At 51.9% G+C, this 18,256-nt stretch carries 10 protein-coding genes; 7 read left to right on the plus strand and 3 right to left on the minus strand.

Going from position 1 to position 18,256, the window contains the following annotated elements; all coding sequences use genetic code 11:
• Nucleotides 1-10 precede the first annotated feature (10 nt).
• From Q31a_RS23620 to Q31a_RS23640, 5 genes are all read left to right on the plus strand, one after another.
• Entirely contained in the window at nt 11-1,165 is a 1,155-nt protein-coding gene (locus tag Q31a_RS23620) for a glycosyltransferase family 4 protein (RefSeq protein WP_145083281.1), read from the plus strand.
• A gap of 114 nt (nt 1,166-1,279) precedes the next feature.
• The gene (locus Q31a_RS23625; RefSeq protein WP_145083284.1) at nt 1,280-2,644 is read left to right on the plus strand and encodes an asparagine synthase-related protein; all 1,365 of its coding nucleotides are present in this window, start codon (nt 1,280-1,282) and stop codon (nt 2,642-2,644) included.
• 299 nt (nt 2,645-2,943) lie between these two features.
• Nucleotides 2,944-4,830 carry a hypothetical protein gene (locus Q31a_RS23630; protein ID WP_145083288.1) on the plus strand — a complete coding sequence of 629 codons (1,887 nt, stop codon included), beginning with the start codon at nt 2,944-2,946 and terminating at the stop codon, nt 4,828-4,830.
• A gap of 124 nt (nt 4,831-4,954) precedes the next feature.
• Nucleotides 4,955-6,016, plus strand: a complete 1,062-nt coding sequence (locus tag Q31a_RS23635) for a glycosyltransferase family 2 protein (RefSeq protein WP_145083291.1) — start codon at nt 4,955-4,957, stop codon at nt 6,014-6,016.
• Nucleotides 6,013-7,176 carry a glycosyltransferase family 2 protein gene (locus Q31a_RS23640; RefSeq protein WP_145083294.1) on the plus strand — a complete coding sequence of 388 codons (1,164 nt, stop codon included), beginning with the start codon at nt 6,013-6,015 and terminating at the stop codon, nt 7,174-7,176. Before Q31a_RS23635 ends, Q31a_RS23640 begins: the two co-directional genes overlap by 4 nt.
• Before the next feature lie 736 nt (nt 7,177-7,912).
• Here Q31a_RS23640 and Q31a_RS23645 read toward each other — a convergent pair.
• On the minus strand, nt 7,913-10,702 hold the full coding sequence (locus Q31a_RS23645; protein WP_145083297.1) for a G8 domain-containing protein: 2,790 nt from the start codon (nt 10,700-10,702) through the stop codon (nt 7,913-7,915).
• Between the two features lie 517 nt (nt 10,703-11,219).
• On the opposite strand from Q31a_RS23645, the gene wecB reads away from it, so the two are divergent.
• Nucleotides 11,220-12,323 (plus strand): non-hydrolyzing UDP-N-acetylglucosamine 2-epimerase, encoded by a 1,104-nt coding sequence (gene wecB / locus Q31a_RS23650; protein ID WP_145083300.1) that lies wholly within the window; start codon nt 11,220-11,222, stop codon nt 12,321-12,323.
• A gap of 1,448 nt (nt 12,324-13,771) precedes the next feature.
• On the opposite strand, the gene Q31a_RS23655 is transcribed toward wecB, so the two are convergent.
• The gene (locus Q31a_RS23655) at nt 13,772-14,653 is read right to left on the minus strand and encodes an FkbM family methyltransferase (protein ID WP_197355572.1); all 882 of its coding nucleotides are present in this window, start codon (nt 14,651-14,653) and stop codon (nt 13,772-13,774) included.
• A 1,212-nt stretch (nt 14,654-15,865) separates the two neighbouring features.
• Here Q31a_RS23655 and Q31a_RS23660 point away from each other — a divergent pair.
• Nucleotides 15,866-16,855 carry a hypothetical protein gene (locus tag Q31a_RS23660; protein WP_145083307.1) on the plus strand — a complete coding sequence of 330 codons (990 nt, stop codon included), beginning with the start codon at nt 15,866-15,868 and terminating at the stop codon, nt 16,853-16,855.
• Between the two features lie 154 nt (nt 16,856-17,009).
• Here the strand turns inward: Q31a_RS23660 and Q31a_RS23665 are convergent, their stop codons facing one another.
• Entirely contained in the window at nt 17,010-18,080 is a 1,071-nt protein-coding gene (locus Q31a_RS23665; protein ID WP_145083310.1) for a nitroreductase family protein, read from the minus strand.
• Nucleotides 18,081-18,256 lie beyond the last annotated feature (176 nt).

Raw genomic sequence — 18,256 nt, forward strand, 5'->3', positions numbered from 1 at the left:
ACTTAGTTAGTTGAAGATAATTTATAAGCATCGGACTCGGGGGCAGGATGTTGAGCAGGTACATATTGAAGGAATTTCAAATGCGTTTCGTGCTCAAGGTTTCGACGTAGACTACTGCTCCCCGCCTTCAGTAAGCACCCATAAACCAGCTTCCAGTAACTCCAAAAGTTTTTGGAACTTCGTTGCAGACAAATCGCCAACAGTTCTCTACGAATTGCTCTCTATCGCGTACAACTGCGTGGCCGCAAGACAACTGTTGAGAATGCTTCGACTTAGTAACTACCAATTTGTTTATGAACGATACGCGTTCTTTGACGCCTCAACATATTATGTCTCAAAGATCAGGAAACTCAATTTAGTCCTTGAAGTAAATGGAGCTGTAAATCGCAAAGACCCTACTCATGCTCGCAAGCTAACTCTTAAATGGGTTGCTGGCTATTTCGAACGTAAACTGTTTCATGTTGCCAAGCTGATCGTTGTTGTATCCAGCTCGTTAAAAAACAGTCTCATCGAAATTGGTATTCCAGCGAAAAAGATCCTCGTCCTTCCCAACGCGGTTGCCTTGGCAGACTTTCGCGTTCAATTGGCCGGGGATGAAGTTCGGGCAAGATACAAACTCGAAAACAAAACAGTTATTGGATTCGTAGGCAGCTTTACGTTCTGGCACCGGGTTGGCTTTTTAGTTGAATCCATAGCCCCCTTACTTCGAACTGACCCGAATCTTCATTTATTACTCGTGGGTTCTGGGGAAGAGAGGCAGTCCGTCGAAACACTTGTTACAGAATGTGGCGTACAGGATAGTGTAACTTTTACTGGTAAACTCGCGCACACTCAAATCCCTGGTACGATCGCAGCGATGGACATTGGTGTAATGCCTCATTCCAATGACTTCGGTTCACCCATGAAAATCTTTGAATACATGGCGATGAAAAAGCCCGTTGTCGCGGCGAATTTTCAGCCAATAGCTGAAGTGATAGAACACGGGAAAAATGGTCTGCTGTTTCCTCCGGGCAGTTGCGACGCATTGTTAGGATGCTTAAACCAGCTCATAGACGATGCCGACTTACGAAGAACGATGGGCGAATATGGGCGCCGCTGTGTCGAATCAAATCACACTTGGGATGCAAATTGCAAGCGAATATTAGATGCAATTGAACAGCGATAGCCTTCTCTATACCAGAGCAAAAGCCAACCCGCTAAATTTAGATAGCAAAGTAACGACTAATGTTCACCAGCAATTCTTCCACAGCGAACTTGAGCATTCTAATTGGCGGTAACCATGCAAATAGACCAAGACTGTTTTGATCAGACGCGTACGATTGTCTCCCGACTGTCTGGCGAAATTCATGTTCGCGATGGGAAATCCATTCCCAAGCCTCCGAACTTGACTCGAGACTGCATTGACATCGATGCACTTGCAACGCTTTTATACTCAGGCACTATTTTTCCACCACAAACAATCTATTCGAATTACGCATCGGTCGGCTTAGGTGGCACGCTCAAAAAAACAGATTTGGGGTTTGAGTACACATCTGTCAGGGACCTATTTTCGGCCACTGGGGAGAGAATGGCTAACGAGGACAATGAGGGTGATTGCATCACAGCATTGGCTAAAAGCATTGCTTCCCAGAACTTGGATTTTGACAACACGACTCTCCTTCTTAGCGAAGGAAAGGACTCGACAGGAATTGCTTTAGCTCTTGCTGAGATAGGCGTACATGTCGATTGTATTACGTTCGCAAACTCCGACACCAACATTAGTTTCATAGAGTCTTTAGCCCAAACTTTAGGGCACCGATTAACGGTGGTTAGATACAAGAATTTCGCCATTCAGAAAAACACAATCAATCGAGTTCGGCGAGTTTTTGAGCCTACGGTCGATCAAGCCTTCTTGTCATATCTAGTCCTACCGATGGAACAACTACATGGTAGGGTCATCATAGATGGTATGGGCAATGACATTTACATGGGCCATTTGCCAACTGCTCAACAGCGAAAGGCAAATACAGTGTGCGGTACGCTTAAACACGTAGTACCAGAAAAGTTTCAAGATCGCATACGTGACCTGTTTTGTACCGACTACTCATCGTCGGGACTGCCATTCCGAAGCTTCACTGAATGCCAGGGATTCTTCAATGGTTTTTGTCAGTCGTTGGTCGAAAAGAGCACAGGCGGTAAGCCCGTGAAACTACAAGACCTAGACGCAAATTGGCAAGCTTTTGGTTACGAGCGAGCTCGGGCATTATCGCGAGGGAGGTTTCTAGACAATTACAGTTACAGTGGAAAGTCCATAGCGCTTGCGGAAATGCTTGACGGTCGGGCATATTTCCCTTGGAGCGCTCCTGAGTTGGCGAAGCGTTTCTTGGCAATTCCGGACGGAGAACGTTTCAACTGGCCAAAGACGAATAAGTTATTGTTGCGCAGTGCAATCACTAATCGAATAAAATATGCTCAGCCTAAAATTGGTTTCAGGGCTCCTATAAAAGAAATTCTGAGTGTAAATCGCGAGCTTGTAGAAAAAGTAATTCGCGAGTCCGTGACACTGGGGCCCGGCTTACAGTCTTTCCTCCTGTCGCTTAAACCAGATAGTCCACGTCTCGCCTGCGGTTTTCTATATTGTTTGTGGGAGCATGCCAGCCGATAGAGCACTGTGAATAGCAATCGTAGTGCACCCGTTTGCAAGGTAACCGTCGCCTTTATGAGCTATGAATTCATAGAGCAGTCGAATATAGAACGCGGCAGGCTTGACTTGGGTTGCTGGCAAACCACCCAGCGCTGAACCGCTCTCCAAAGCAAAGAGTTCTAAATATGATACTTAAATGGATATTTGGCGCATGTGTGTCAGTTGGGCTCCTTTTTATATTTCAATTGCTCCAACGCGAAAATTCGACGAAGACCTTCGATGGTAACAATTTCCGGACCATGGCTCTTGGAAAACACCCAGTGGCCACTGTCGGTGAATGGGAAGTCACTCAACCCCTGGCCGACGAACTCATTGCCGCATTGATCCCTCCGCTACAACTTAAAAATGGCGTTTGCTCTGGTAGGTTATGGTTGCCCCGCGGCGAAGCTTGGCGAAATGTTGATTACAGATCGATTATTTCACTCGAGCAGAAGCCGAATGGTGCTCACCAACTTGCAATGTGTGCACATTATGAGGCTTTTTTAGGTAATGAAGATCGCGCACAATTACTTATGAAGGAAGCGAAAAAGTGGTTTTACACCCCAGATCGCGACACTCGAGTGCACTGTCCCTTTAAGTCGAGACACCTTCTTTCGAAAATCCTGGCGCTTGATTGGATCGTATGGAGTGATGCTCAAGAATTTGAAGAGGCTTTTATTTTAGTAAAGAAACAACTAACACAGTCGATTCAAGAGAACCTTGAGCAGGGAGTACACTTTCGGAAACAGGGGTACTGGAATGCAACACACACAATACAAACTCCCTATTTTCTTGAAGAATTCTTGTGTCTAATAGCTTGTAAGCTGATTAACGAATCAGAGTCAGACAAGTGGGCTCGTAATCGCTTGTCAGCACTAGATACAGGCGAAAATAGCGAGCCCCTCTATTCCACCTTCAAGTTTGCGAACGTCTTATCGATCCTTTCTCGCCGTGGAGGAGGACGAGAGTATGGTCAAAACGAAGGGAATCCAGGAATCGGTGGCTATGAACAGTATTTTGCAGCTGGTGGCCTCGTGCAGCTCGAAGCTGTAGATACCGCAACCGATCGAAAATGGAAGCTCAGAGAACGCAACCTCTATCTTCGGACACGCTATTTGGGCTTGCTTACGGAGATCGATCGTAGTGTGGCTCGCACCGCCAATTCGCCTTTCGGAGATGCTTTCGTAGCTACGCTTGCAAGGATATATCGAGAGGAAGCAGAGGTGGGAGGCATTTATCAGTGGTGTCTTGGGAGTACAAGCGTCCCAGCTGAGTTCCGAGAGTTTCAGGCGCTCGCAGGATCCCCCCCCGCCCCCCAGCCACCAGCCGCAACTCCGCTAGTTGATCGTGTGGGCTCGCGTTGGCACTATCGGGAAAACCCTGCTCGTCCGGACTCGACATTCCGCATGTGGATCGTCAATCGCGATCTTGCAAACTTTCGCATTGGGCCTGATGAACGCTGCTTGTCTTTCTGCGTGGGAGAGATTGGGCTCGTCGATGGACATGCCAATCGAACGCACATCAATGGGGCTCTGGCAAATGGAGTCCACTTGGCTCCGCGAAATATAAACGGAGAACCCCATATAGCGGATGCAAACTTCTGGGGACATTCTGCTACCAATCACCCTTACTGGTCACCACGCCGCGCTTTAGATGCCGAGGCGGTCCTGCACGATTCCTACTATCTAGTTGGTCGCGATGGCCCCGTAAAAAAAGAGGGGACGTGGTTTTGGGATCGCGACTACACCTCGCAAATGACTCAAGTCATCGACTCGCATATGGTAGGAAAAGTGTCTCACGCTCAATCTGAATACCAGATAAGCCCCGAGAACAAGCGAATCGAGATCATCGATACGATTCGTGCGGACCGGAGCCTGTATGTTGGTTGGCATTTTTCTCCGTCACATTTAGTGACGCTAGAGCCCGACGGCTTCCGATTCGGCGATGGGCAGGATGAAATCGCTGTTCGGATCGAAGGCCTCAATGGCACCCAACTCCAGGTCCAACGCCGCAGTGAGTGGAAGCATGACGAATACTCGCTTCCACTCGATTGGAATGAAACCAAAGGAGGGCCGAAACGGATCGCAGAGAATGTGGGATACACTCCCACACATTTCCAATCAGAATATAAAGTTCGCGTGGTAATTCAGGCCAACCCCCTCAAGTAACAAACCTTCTCACACAAATACCTTTCCACTAGTGCTATTTCTCCAAGTTGTTTTCTGGTTAGCTGCTGCGGCCTTTGCTACGCCTTTTGTGCTCTATCCTGTGGCGCTCTTCCTACTGTCGAGCATGGCACGACGCCGACAGTCGGGCAAGTACGTCGCCAGCGTCAGCTTGGTTGTCAGCGTGTTCAACGAAGCCGAGGTGATTCGTGAAAAAATCGAAAACGCGCTGGCTCTTGATTACCCTCCCCAACTTCTTGAAATACTGGTTATTTCCGACGCGTCGGATGACGCAACCGATGAAATCGTCTCCCAATACCAAAGCCCAAACGTACGGCTGTGCCGGCAAGAGCAACGTTTAGGAAAATCTGCTGGACTGTCCGAATTTTGTCCTACAGCCCAGGGAGACATTCTGGTCTTCACCGATGCAAATTCAATGTTCCGCCCCGATGCTCTGAGCAAGCTGGTACGGCATTTTGACAACCCAAGCATTGGATACACCGTCGGAAAACAACTTTACAGCGATGCCAACCAAGGTGCCTCCGCCGACTCGGAGAACGTCTATTGGAATATCGAGTTGAAAATCAAGGAATGGGAAAGTCGACTCAGTTCGGTCGTCGGTGCCGATGGAGCCATCTATGCACTCCGAAAAGAGCTGTTCCAACCACTAGCCCCCGAAGACATTAACGACTTTGTCCTCCCCCTGAAAGTCATCACTCAAGGCCTCCGCGGAATCTTCGACCCGGAAGCGGTTTGCTTCGAAGAGGCGGCCCCCAGCTTCCAGGGAGAATTCCGGCGAAAATACCGGATCGTCAATCGCAGCCTCCGGGCCGTGACCAAAGTTCCTCAGACACTCAACCCGTTCCGCGTCGGTTGGTTCGCCTTCCAACTCTGGGGACATAAAGTCCTGCGCTGGCTGGGGCCAGTATTCATGATCCTCATGCTCGTTAGCGCCATTCTGTTGTGCTGGCACGAACGAGCGACGCACCAGGGCATGCTCTACACGATTCTGCTCGGTCTCCAGTTGGCGGGTTACGCACTCGCCGCCCTCTACCTGCTGCCCTTTTGCCGGGGAATGCGTCTCGTCTACATCGCCTACTATTTCCTGCTGGTCAACGTAGCCGCAGCCGTGGGAATCGGACTGCTGCTGTCCGGAAAAACCATCGGAGTCTGGAAGCCTCAACGATGATCATCGAATGGGTCTTTTGGACGGTACTTCTACTCCTCCTGCATTCCTATGCCGTTTACCCGATGCTGGCGGTCCTAGTCGGTGCAGGGCGCGGAGAGAGGAGCCTGCAACACTTACCAGGCATTAGTCTGCTTGTGCCCGCACACAACGAGGCCTCAGTGATCGAGGCCAAAATCCGCAATTTTCACCAAATCGATTACCCGCCAGAATTGATCGAGTTGGTCATTGCCGACGACGGTAGCGATGATCAGACCCGATCGATCGTGCAACCGCTGACCTCCTCCCGTGTGCGGTTATTGGAAAGCGGCCAGAGAGGAGGAAAAGCGGCCGCCATGAATCGCCTTGCCACTGCCGCCCAGCATTCCTACCTCCTATTCTCGGACGCCAACGTCATTTTCGATCCCAATGCGGTGCGAAGATTGATCGACCCTATGGGGAACGGAAAAGTTGGCGCAGTCACCGGCGAAGTACGATTGCTCGGAAGCGACCTAGAATTTAGCCCTGGTGAGGAACTCTACTACCGATTAGAGCGACGGATCCAAGGCGCCGAATCGCGGATGGGGAGCGTCATGGGAGTCGACGGTGGCATGTATTTGGTGAGGCAAGAATTGTTCACCCCCTTGCCAACGGATACCATCCTGGATGATTTCTTAGTCTCCATCCGAGTCATGCGAGCCGGGCGACGCGTGGTCTATGAGAGTGCCGCGAAAGCGACCGAAAGTGGCACTCCCACCGCTCGCCAAGAATTCGCGCGCCGTACACGCATTGCCGCCGGCGCCGTGCAACTGCTTAAACGCCGCCAAGTGCCACGTTGGACTCAGCCGATTCTATGGTTGCAATTTATCTCCCACAAACTGCTGCGTTGGACCAGTCCCCTCCTGCTGCTCATACTTGCCGTTTCCAACGTCTGCTTGATTCTTCGAGGTTTACACTATCAACTGTTGCTCGCGCTGCAAATCCTGGGATTGGCCGCCATGCTGGCGACTTGCTGGTTTCCTCGATTAAGAAATTCGCTGCTGGGTGGGGTAGTGTTCTATTTCGCCATGAGCCAGGCGGCAATAGCCGTCGGGCTGTTGCGGGGCCTACTGAATCGACAGGCTCCGCAATGGGAGAAGCCGACTCGGGTGCATCCCGCCACGCACCGAGACAGCCACAGCTAGGTGCTTCATCGGGAACCGAGACTTGCGTCTTGGTTATGGGCCCAGCCTAGCCATGGAGATACCTCTCAGCATCAGTGTTCGATCGCACCTCCCTCACTTTCACGAGAGATTCGAAATCACGTGTGCGTCCATTATCAACGTCGCACTCAAGGCGAGGGTGCCGGAGGGATTCACATCCAAGAGATGGTGCCATATCTTTCGGCAGTTGGAACATGAGGGGCGAGCGGGGTTGCTCGATTGGAGCGTCACCAGTTGAGTTCTACCGCAAAATGCGTCCCCCCGAATCGCACTTTTGCAGTAATGCTGGAATACCTCCTGCCATGTCCAGCAGCTTATGGATGGAGTAGGGTTTTGAGTTTTAACGCGAAGGTAGCGTTCCTAATTGCCCTGTAGGAGCAACCACCTTTCCTTGCTCACGGGGCTGTTGATTTAATCGCAATTTGAATTTCAATGCGGAGGTAGCATCCTTAATTGCCTTGTAGCGGAGCTTATCTTCTCTTGCTCACGCGGCGGGTTACTATTTCAACAGCCAGTCACGCAGCGGGTTAATATTTCAACAGACCGTCACGCAGCGGGCTACTATTTCAACTTGCCGTTGTGCGGCCGGTAAGGAATTGGAAGTCCCAAGAAGGCCTTCCGCTGTGTTGCGTAGACAAGTGGCTCAGAGTCCACCCACGGCTGAATGCCGGAGGCAATCAGCCGCCCAATGTACGGTCAGTGCGCAGTCACAGGAACTTCAAGTAAGTCGCAGACGGTTGGTGCCTGCCCCTCCTGAGATCACGTAATCGGACAAGTCGTAGACGAGTTCGTCGTCACCAATGCCCCCCCAGAGCTTGTCCCGCCCCTCGTCGCCCTGCAGGAGGTTGTTGCCACTGCCACCGTTGAGCACATCGTCGCCCAGCCCAGCAAACAGCCAATCGTCTCCGTTTCCTCCTGAGAGGCTATCCTCACCACTTCCGCCATACAAACGGTCTTGGCCATCGCCCCCTACCAGCACGTCGTCCCCCTCATCACCATGGATCTCGTCGTCACCAGCTCCTCCATCCAGCACCCAGTCGTCGCCTAGGCCACCAAACAGTCGATCGAGCCCCTCCTCCCCTTGAAGTTTATCACGACCGACTCCCCCTTCGAGCAGATCATTTCCGATACCACCGTAGAGCAAATCATCGCCGGCCATGCCCAGCAACGTGTCATCCCCATCCTCGCCGATAAGAGTGTCGGCAGAAGTCCCGCCGACCAACCTGTCGTTTCCTGAACCACCAAAGGCCAGCAAAGGTAGATGCGTTTCGTTGACAAAGGTGTCGTCACCTCCATTCCCCCAAAAGAGGATTCTGGAAAGATCTTGAACGCGAAACAGGACTACCAAACCATTGATTGAAACCTCGTAAAATTCTGCAGTTTGCACAACCTTGATGGTGTCGCCAGTGTCACCACTTGTCAGACGCAATTCGCCGCTTTCTCTTCGATCCACCTTCACCGGGAGGCTAGCCGGGATGCGTGGGGGTAACTCTGCAGACTGCGTCCCTGCAAGCAAAACTCCGTGATCTTCATGCCAAAGGTTGGTAACATCCTGTGGCATCGATTGAGCAATCCGAGTAACTAAGCTGGGCGCGAACTCCACGTTGCGATAGCTGAAGGTGTTAGGATCGGCGGAGGCATCGAAGGCAATGTTGAGATAGTTACGTAGAAACGCACCATCGAGCAGAGCCCCCTCCTGTCCCGCATGGACGGGCGCCAAGATCCCAATATTAAAATTTTCGATCCGTGCATCTTCAATCCTCAAATTGAAGTTTTCGTACGATTCACTGCCGAACCACATCCCCACGTTGGTTCTCGCGGTGAAAATACTGCCACTACCTTCGTTTTCATTCGACACGGATGGGTCATTAATCAGTTGAAAATTTCGCAAGGTCGCATTGGCGTCGTGATAGGCTTTGACTCCTTCCAACTGAACGTGCCAAGCCAGGAAATTATCGAAGATTTGCCGCTGGTACCCCAGAATATCGTGCTGGCCCTGAGACCAAGTCAACCAGAAACCGCCCAGGCTTGAAACGGCTTCATTGCCCTCAAATAGTTCAATCTGCTTGTGCAATTCAGCCGCGCCGTTCGGTCCGGCTGGCACGCGGTAGTATCCGTTGAAATTGTAGCCATATCCGGCAGCATCGTAGACAGTATTGCCGACGAAAGTCCCCGCTGTCGCACGCAGCCAAAATCCACTTCCATCCGCACCTATTTCGATAAACAGGTTGCCCAAGGCATCAACGGTTTGCGCAGCGCCTGCTCGGCCATCCAAGCGCTGATGACCGCCATCGACCTTGATCACCAGGTTGTTCAGAAACTTATTGCCGATTTCACTACCATCTTCGGTGACGATGGCGCTGCCGTCGCTATCGAACACAATGCTGTTCTGCACTGTACCATTGTCCGATCCATGAACGGCAATTCCCCATTTCAAGGCATCGTTGACGACGACCCCATCAATCATGAAGGGATTGTTTAAGTGGTGCAAGTGAATGGGATAACGTGCAATTTGGTTGTCCCCCAGGGAGAACAAGCTTCCATCCGGATTGAAGAGGGGATTGGTAACCGGCCGATCCGCACTGGTGCGTCCCATCGACTCAAACGCAACATTTTTTAGCGTCACCTGAGCATCGGCTGTCGCCATAAAATGCCCACGGTAGCCCTCTGGGTTTTCACTTCGAAGCACAATGTTCCGCGTCAAATTCCCAACATGCGCGAAGCGTTCAATTCCGAAGCTGTTTTCTGTAATACCCCGGTGATCAAAGGTAAATCCACGATCCAGAGTCACATCCGTTCCAGAAATCGCTGCCAACCCAACCACTTCAGACTCATTCAGAATCACTTCGGTCTTGCGTATTACGGTTTGGCTCGTCTCCGGCAAGACGAGCTGATCGCCCACATTCCAGTCGGATGGGATCGCGTCGAGTGAAAGAGCAGTCTCGCCCGCCACTAGATCGCTCGTAGCCCGTGCAAAGGCGGTCTTTGCTGCCCCATGCAACTCAAGCGTCCCCAAGACAATTAAGCCGTTGCCAAAGTTCCAAATATCCTCGCCAGGCGCATTCTTGGTTCCGGTCTTGGGCGTTGAATCGGTGAAGACGATCTCCGCCTTTTGAGACGGCGCCACAGAGTCGTCAGCAGTCCCTATCGTCATAGTGCCGTGCGGCATGACCATGATCTCGTTGATCCACAACGCTGTATCGACGGTGGGATCGAAGTCCAAGCGTCCACTGACTTCAATTGCGTCCAGTTTGGTGTGAGAATTGACGTCATAGTCGACGTCTTGGCCCTGCGGAATTTGGACGGTAGCCCCAACGCCAGGGACGCGTCGCTGATTCCAAGTGAGCGGGTCGGACCAATCTCCGCTGCGGACTGCCACAAATTCAGCATTCGCTGCAAACCGTGGAATCGTATCGTGCATTGTGACGACGCTGAAATCCGTAACCGAGGCACCATGCAGCAAACGCCGGCTTTCCAATTGTTGAATTCTCAAACTGCGAGCTGACATACCGACCTCTAGATTAGATTCACGCACAAATTACACCGCAGAGCCTAGAAAAGATGACGAATTGCAAGGCAATTCAGCAATGCAGCATTTGGGAGAATGTTACTACAATTGCGCACTATAAGAAAGCGCAATACACACCCCTTTTTACCAGACCAACCCATTTTGCCGATTCCCGCAAATCAGCAGCGTCCCCTCCCGTAGCAATCCGCTAGAGCTGGCGGGCAGTACAGCAACACTGCACAACGGGCACAATTCCCCCATAAACTCTTGCGAACTACAACTGCTCCTGCTCGGAAATTTGTAGCAGGCTGCTTCAGAACTTCGCTTCAGCCCCCTGGCTTAATAACTGGCGTTCAAACCTTGTGTCGCCATCGCACAATCTGAGTACTGCCCGGCGAAGCAAACTCTTAATATTCGCAAGATCTCTGTTCAGAGCTGTCGCTTTGGACGATAGTTGTTCCGCGAGCTTTACCTTACATTCCGCTCCTACTTTGGTAGTTTCACTGGAAAGAATGACATGCAGCGAATAGCCATCGTGGCTGGTGCCCGCCCCAACTTCATGAAAATCGCCCCCATTCTACGAGAGCTCGACAAGACGGCTGGGGTTGCAACGACGTTAATTCATACCGGCCAGCACTACGACAAGAATTTGTCCGACGTGTTTTTCGAGGAATTGGGGATTCGCCAGCCCGATATCGCCCTCAAGGTCGGCTCGGGCTCGCACGCCGAACAAACTGCGGACGTGATGAAGGCCATCGAGAAAACATTGGTGGAGGCAGCCGCAACCTCCTCCCCCTTCGACCGCCTTGTGGTGGTAGGGGATGTGAATTCCACCATGGCAGCCGCCATTGCCGCTACCAAAGTTCATGTCCCCGTGGCCCATGTGGAGGCGGGGCTGCGCAGCTTCGACCGCAGTATGCCCGAAGAAATCAACCGCCTGCTGACCGATTCCATCTCGGACATGCTACTCTGTTCCGAGCCTGCGGGGGTTGAGAACCTGAGACGCGAGGGACACGACATGTCGCGTGTGCACCTAGTAGGCAACGTAATGATCGACACCTTGATGAGCCAAGTTGAGCGTGCTCGCAGTCGCGATACGCTCGAGCGTCTGAGCCTAGATGCAGGGGAATACGGAGTAGTCACGCTCCACCGCCCCTCCAACGTCGACGATCGCGAGACACTCGCCGGTCTGTTGCAGGTACTGGTAGAAATTTCGGCGCGCGTTCCGCTGGTATTCCCAATCCATCCACGGACGCGGGCCCGCGTAGAGGCCTTCCAATTGACCGAACTGCTTTCGACTGCTCCCCGACTGCAGCTCCTAGAACCTCAGGGCTATGTCGACTTTCTGTGCTTAACCTCCCAGGCCAAGGTGATAGTCACCGATTCGGGAGGATTGCAGGAGGAATCGACAGCGCTGGGTATTCCCTGCTTGACGATGCGTGCCAATACCGAACGCCCCATTACCTGCGAGGAGGGGAGTGGCACGCTGATCGGAAGTTCTGCTCCTCAACTCCGTGCCCAGCTGGAGCGCGTTATAGCTGGCCAGTACAAGCCGAGTCAGTGCCCCGAACTCTGGGATGGCAAAGCCGCCGTACGCATCGCGCAATTGTTGGTCACCTAGCTCCGTCACGATGGGGCGAGTCTCGAGCTTGCTTCCAACGAGGAGTGCAACGCCACAGATAGCATTTTCAACAACAGGCAGATAAATCGACCGCGAAAGACGCTAAATAAGCGAAAAATTGAAATCCGACATAACGACTACCGGCACCGCACCTCAGGGCCTTCCTTTCGCGTCTTTCGTCTATTTCGCGGTTGAAAATCTGCTTTACTGCGGGCCGGTGCGACGATAGAAAAGCTACTCACGGCCGCCCCAATCCGCCGTGCGTCTAACGCGGCGGAGCCTGCGGTGATACCACCTGCCAGCCAACGACACTGCCTGGCCTGCCATATTCCTTGAATACGATCCAACACCGAACACTCCGTTACCTGAGAGACGGGTAGTAGCACGCTGATCGGAAATTCTGCTCCTCAACTCCGTACCCAGTTAGAGCGCGTTATAGCTGGCCAGTACAAGCCGAGTCAGTGTCCCAATCTGTGGGATGCCAAAGCCGCCGTACGCATCGCGCAATTGTTGGTCGCCTAGCTCCGGCACGATGGGGTGAGCGTGGTTCCAGCCAGGTTTGCAACGCCACAGATGGCATTTTCAGCCACCAAGAAGAATAAGATGACCGCGAAAGATGCGAAATACGCGAAAAGTTCAAACCCGAGAGAACTGCCGCTAGAACAGCTCTCCAGGCCTTCCTTTCGCATCTCTCGTCTATTTCGCGGTTGAAAATCTGCTTTACTGCGGGCCGGTGCGACGATAGAAAAGCTACTCACGGCCGCCCCAATCCGCCGTGCGTCTAACGCGGCGGAGCCTGCGGTGATACCACCTGCCAGCCAACGACACTGCCTGGCCTGCCATATTCCTTGAATACGATCCAACACCGAGCACTCCGTTACCTGAGAGGCGGGTAGTAGCACGCTGATCGGAAATTCTGCTCCTCAACTCCGTACCCAGTTAGAGCGCGTTATAGCTGGCCAGTACAAGCCGAGTCAGTGTCCCAATCTGTGGGATGCCAAAGCCGCCGTACGCATCGCGCAATTGTTGGTCGCCTAGCTCCGGCACGATGGGGTGAGCGTGGTTCCAGCCAGGTTTGCAACGCCACAGATGGCATTTTCAGCCACCAAGAAGAATAAGATGACCGCGAAAGATGCGAAATACGCGAAAAGTTCCAACCCGAGAGAACTGCCGCTAGAACAGCTTCTCCAGGCCTTCCTTTCGCATCTTTCGTTTATTTCGCGGTGGGAAATCTGCATTACTGCGGGTTGGTGCGACGATAGAAATGCTACTCACGGCCGCCCCAATCCGCCGTGCGTCTAACGCGTCGGAGCATGCGGTGATACCACCTGCCAGCCAACGACACTGCCTGTCCTGCCATATTCCTTGAATATGATCCAACACCGAACACTTCGTTACCTGCGAGGAGGGTCGTGGCACGCTGATCGGAAGTCTACAGCCGTAAACGCTTACCCTTCCTGTTTAGTCAAAGGGCTCGAAACCGTCCAATTAGTGCGGGCCAGAAAATCTTCTTGACTCCTAATCGCAAGCACGTTTGTATGGTGGGTTCGCAAACAGTAGTCACTTCGAATTCTCGATATTTCGGACGGTCCACTCCTGACGTAGAGAGCAAACCCTTGGTGTTCGAAATCCGTTAGCAATTCTCGGACGCTGTAACCAAACAAGTTGAAATTCTGCTCGGATATTTCGAAGTAGACGCAATCAGTCTTCGCCAGTGTTTCTCGACCGCCCTGAAATACAAATTTCTCGTATCCTTCGACATCAACTTTGAGTAAATGGACTCGCTCGGCTTCAGCGAGAATATCATCCAGTAGAGCGACGCGTACCGCGATTCCAGGTTCATCCACCAAAACATGGTTGGTGTCATCATTGGAAGAACTGGAAAAACGAATCTCGCCTTCGGTAGCGCCCAAAGCGCAATTGAATAAGTGCACTCGTTCACTGAGCCCGTTCAACAACACATTTTCTACCAGATATCGGTAAATCCTCGGATGCGGCTCAAATCCGAAATGGCCTCCTTTAGGGCTGGCTAGCGCCGCAGGTATCAAGGTCGTTCCGACATTGGCCCCAACATCGACGTACACATCCCCATCGTTTAGATAGCTCGCAATAAACTCACAGTCGGTCTTGCGAGAATCCGGATCGTAGAACAATGCCAACGAGAGCGAGCTCTTTCTTAGGTGAATGCGATAACCGTTGGTCTTCACCTTGATTCTCAATAGCTTTCCCGCATCAAAGGGCAACTTGACAAGAATCTTGCACAGTATTCTGCGCAGAGGTTTGGGATCTGTTTTCAAGGTTTCCCATAAAGAGTTGAATTTCTCGATCAAGCTACCATATCCTTTTGCAACATTATTGGCCGCCCTATGGAACGAAGCCAGGGCGGTGGCGACACCACGGACTGGAGAATCGCATGACAGTTTAGGCTAAGTGCATCAGCACTAGGTGAGCGAAAAGTTGGAGAATCCCGATGTTTCATTGCGAAAACGATTGAATTCGCTGAAGTCTAGGGGGCTCCCCGACTGTGAAAAAATAAAGGTAATGATGGTCTCACAGAGATGGAAAGGTAAGTCAAAAAACAGTGCTGGCTTAGCAAGCAACGGAAAGGCACGAAACCTCGACAGCTCTGCTAGAACTGGCATTTGAAATGCAACTGTACGATGCCTACTCTCGCTAAAAAATTCGGCATGCTCTCCCTTTAAATGCTTTCAATTGGAACCATCCAGCCCTCCCCCCTCAGACTGAACTCAACCATGCCCTGTCGCGCAAGTCTGCTCTTTCAAGAAGTGCGTTATGCACATTGCTTGGAATCCATGTCGCGGTTGGAGAACTAAAATCTCGCCCCGCCTCGCTGAGACAAAAAGCGACCGAATGCACGGTGTTACCTTGGCTCAACAGCAGACGCGGCCCTAAACGAAAATGCTAGCAGTCCTGGCCACAGGTGCAGGGCACCGCCCCCCTCAGATTGCCCCAACAGATGCGGCTTCACCCGAGCATGCAGCAACTCAACCGTGGAGGAGAATTAACAATCCCGGCAATTTGCGCCCGTGTTATCCCTTAATCTCACAAAAGTCGACGACTTTAACTCGCCATATGCTTGAATGTCGACCTGCAAAGCAGTACCATAAGAGGTATGTACCGTCTACTACTAATTCTGCTCATCACTGTCCTGCTCATGGGACGCTCTGCGCATGCAGGGATCATGATGAGTTTCACTTCCCCAGCATCAGACCAGGGCGTCGCAATTACGACGGAACCGGTTGACCATGGCCCGGTTTGGGATGAGAAAGTACCTTGTTCGTCGAGTGCAGACTCAGCTGTTTCACTAGTTAATGCAGTCGCAATGAGCGGATTGAACCTTGCGCTCGACCAATCGTGCGGAAATGAAATGCAGCCGGGGCGGCTGTTACTGTCGAATGCCCGCATTCCTCCCAAGCCGGATCTAGACGGTTTAATCAAACCTCCGCGTTCTTCTGCTAAACAATCCTTATTTTTGTAGTTAGCGAAGAATTTTGAGTTTTTGATACCTTGAAGGAATGTAAATGTTTAAGAAAATAATTTGTGCTGCGATTCTCGCTGCACTTAGTGTTGTTCCAGTTTCGAACGCCAACGCGACCATCTTGGTTAACAATTGGACTGTGGACCTTGACGGAGCTTTTGGTACTGTAGACACCTTCGGCACGATCAGTGGAATCGATCAAATCGGTTTCACCGGTCTATTCCATCAACACTTGGACGGTGCGCCTGTTGCAGGGTCACGCATCGCGGTCGATGGACTGATTCAGGTCAACGGCTTGGTAGGTGGACAGCCTGCAGCGAACATATCCAGTAAGGGCGCGATTCTATCCAGCTCAGTGATCCCACTTACCAAAACGTTTGAAATGACAGCTTCTTTCAGCGTGACCAATCAGATCACCGATGTAACGGGAGACGTAGTCACTTTTGTCCATGAGGCGTTCGGGGCTGCGGCTATCGACGGAGCAATCTACGATGGGTACCTCGATATTTACTTAGATGACTTAGGTGGATTTTCCGGAAATCCCTTAAACACAGGGGCTGTATCGGATGTGAACCCAACCACCGGTGGTGCAGGCTTTGAGGATGGCGTCCACATTGCTCGCTTCGGAGTTATGGGCGGGAACGAGGGAACGGTCAACCTTTCCGAGCTAGACGGCAACGATAGCGTAACTTTCCAGCTTGTTTGGGGTAAATCCGGAGTTCTATTCGACGAGTTCGGCGGCGACCTGTCCTTGCTGACCGGTGCCCCCGAAGAACTGCTCATCGCAGACGCTTCGAGCACTCTTGACTCGGATGGTGGACTGGGAGTTAGTGCTCCTAAACCAAGCAACTGGCCTGGCGCTGATGCAGGCGGATTCGCGTTCGACGAAGCCGGTTCATTCGGCGATGCGTACGGTCAAGAAGACGGTTCGCTAAACTTCCAATCAGTACCTGAACCTGCCTCTGCCACTCTTTGGTTAGGCTTGGTTGGTGCTACTTCACTCGTTCGGAAGCGTCGTAAGAATCGTGCATAGTCACGAACTACGTACCGCTAAGTAATGCCACTTAAGGTGGGCGAGTTTTCTCGCTCACCTTTTTTTATTCCAAATGTCGAAGCTCTACTCGGCAGCGAGGGCGTCTGAGGTACTCGCCCCATGCGTGATTAAACGACAATACATTGAAAAGAATTCATTCGACCGACATAGTATCGGCGGTCATCTTCGCAATGGGCATTCTTCCAACACGTCCCGTTGGCTGGTCTGCGTATCCAATTCGCATGAGAGTACACGGAAGAGCCGAATTCAGTTCGGAGGTTAACAGCCGACGAAAATTCTGCAGAAGCTCTGAAGCGAGTCTTTGATCGCGAGCACTGAGTGTCTTCAGTGTTCCGAATGCAACTAGATTCTGAAGAATTAGCAATGACATCATCGGTTGGGCAACCATCCCGTGTTCCGTCAATGCCAGCCAAGCTCGTTGCCAAACCCTGCCGCTGCGCCAGCTAGCGATCGATGAGAGCTCGGGAACGCTTACCACACAAACTCCGGAAGCACTCAGCATGAGCTGGCGTGAGACTCGCCCTAATGCAAGCCGTCCCCCCAGGCAATAGAACAGCGAATCAGGCATGGCTCGCATGGCTCGCAACATTTTGCGTTCCCCCCACCCAGCTTCCAATGAGCCAAGTGATAGACCCTCGTCAACCACGTCGGTATTCGCCTTATCAAACCGAATGCTTTTCAAGAACGCGTTGCGTATCGCTTTGGTGCCTAGGATCACAGCATCCGCCCTCGAAACCACCCCCGATAGTTTTAGTAGTCTCTCATTGTCCAAGATCCAGTGAGCGCGAACACCATCCAATTCGGTCGTGCTGGATTCTAGTTTTTGCCGTAATTCAGCAGTAATCTCTCCCCCTCGGTACACGCGGCGGTTGGTGGCCCGCAACAATAGAAGGGGATTTACTTGTCCTGAATTGGATGTTGGCGAAAGCCGAAAGTGCGTCGAGCTTCCTTTAGAGGGTTGAGAGAGCTGATATTCCCATCCGTTTCCTTCTGCGGTTTGAATCATGTTCTCCACCGCGGCACCTACTGCGATGTCCGCCATGCGTTGCCCGACATTCATTGGGGAGGGATCACGCTCGGGATCGACTTCAATGGCTATCGTCCAATCTGCTCGATTCACCGTGAAACGCCAGGGTTGAGTATTATCTCCCGACGGTGCTAGACTCGCTGCTTCGAGAAGCGTGTCGAGGGCCGTTTTATCCATGCAATTTCGCCTTGGCTGTTCGGTGTGTTGGAAACTGTTGATGCCTAGTGGGCTGTGGGGAACTACCAATTTAAGACACTTCAGTTTGGCGTTCCCGAGCTGCCAGTGTAGTGCACCGCCCGCGGTAGATTACAGCAACACAACGCAGTGTTCGAGCGGAAATCCTTAACGCAGAA

The organism is Aureliella helgolandensis (assembly GCF_007752135.1).
Classification (GTDB): Bacteria; Planctomycetota; Planctomycetia; order Pirellulales; family Pirellulaceae; genus Aureliella; species Aureliella helgolandensis.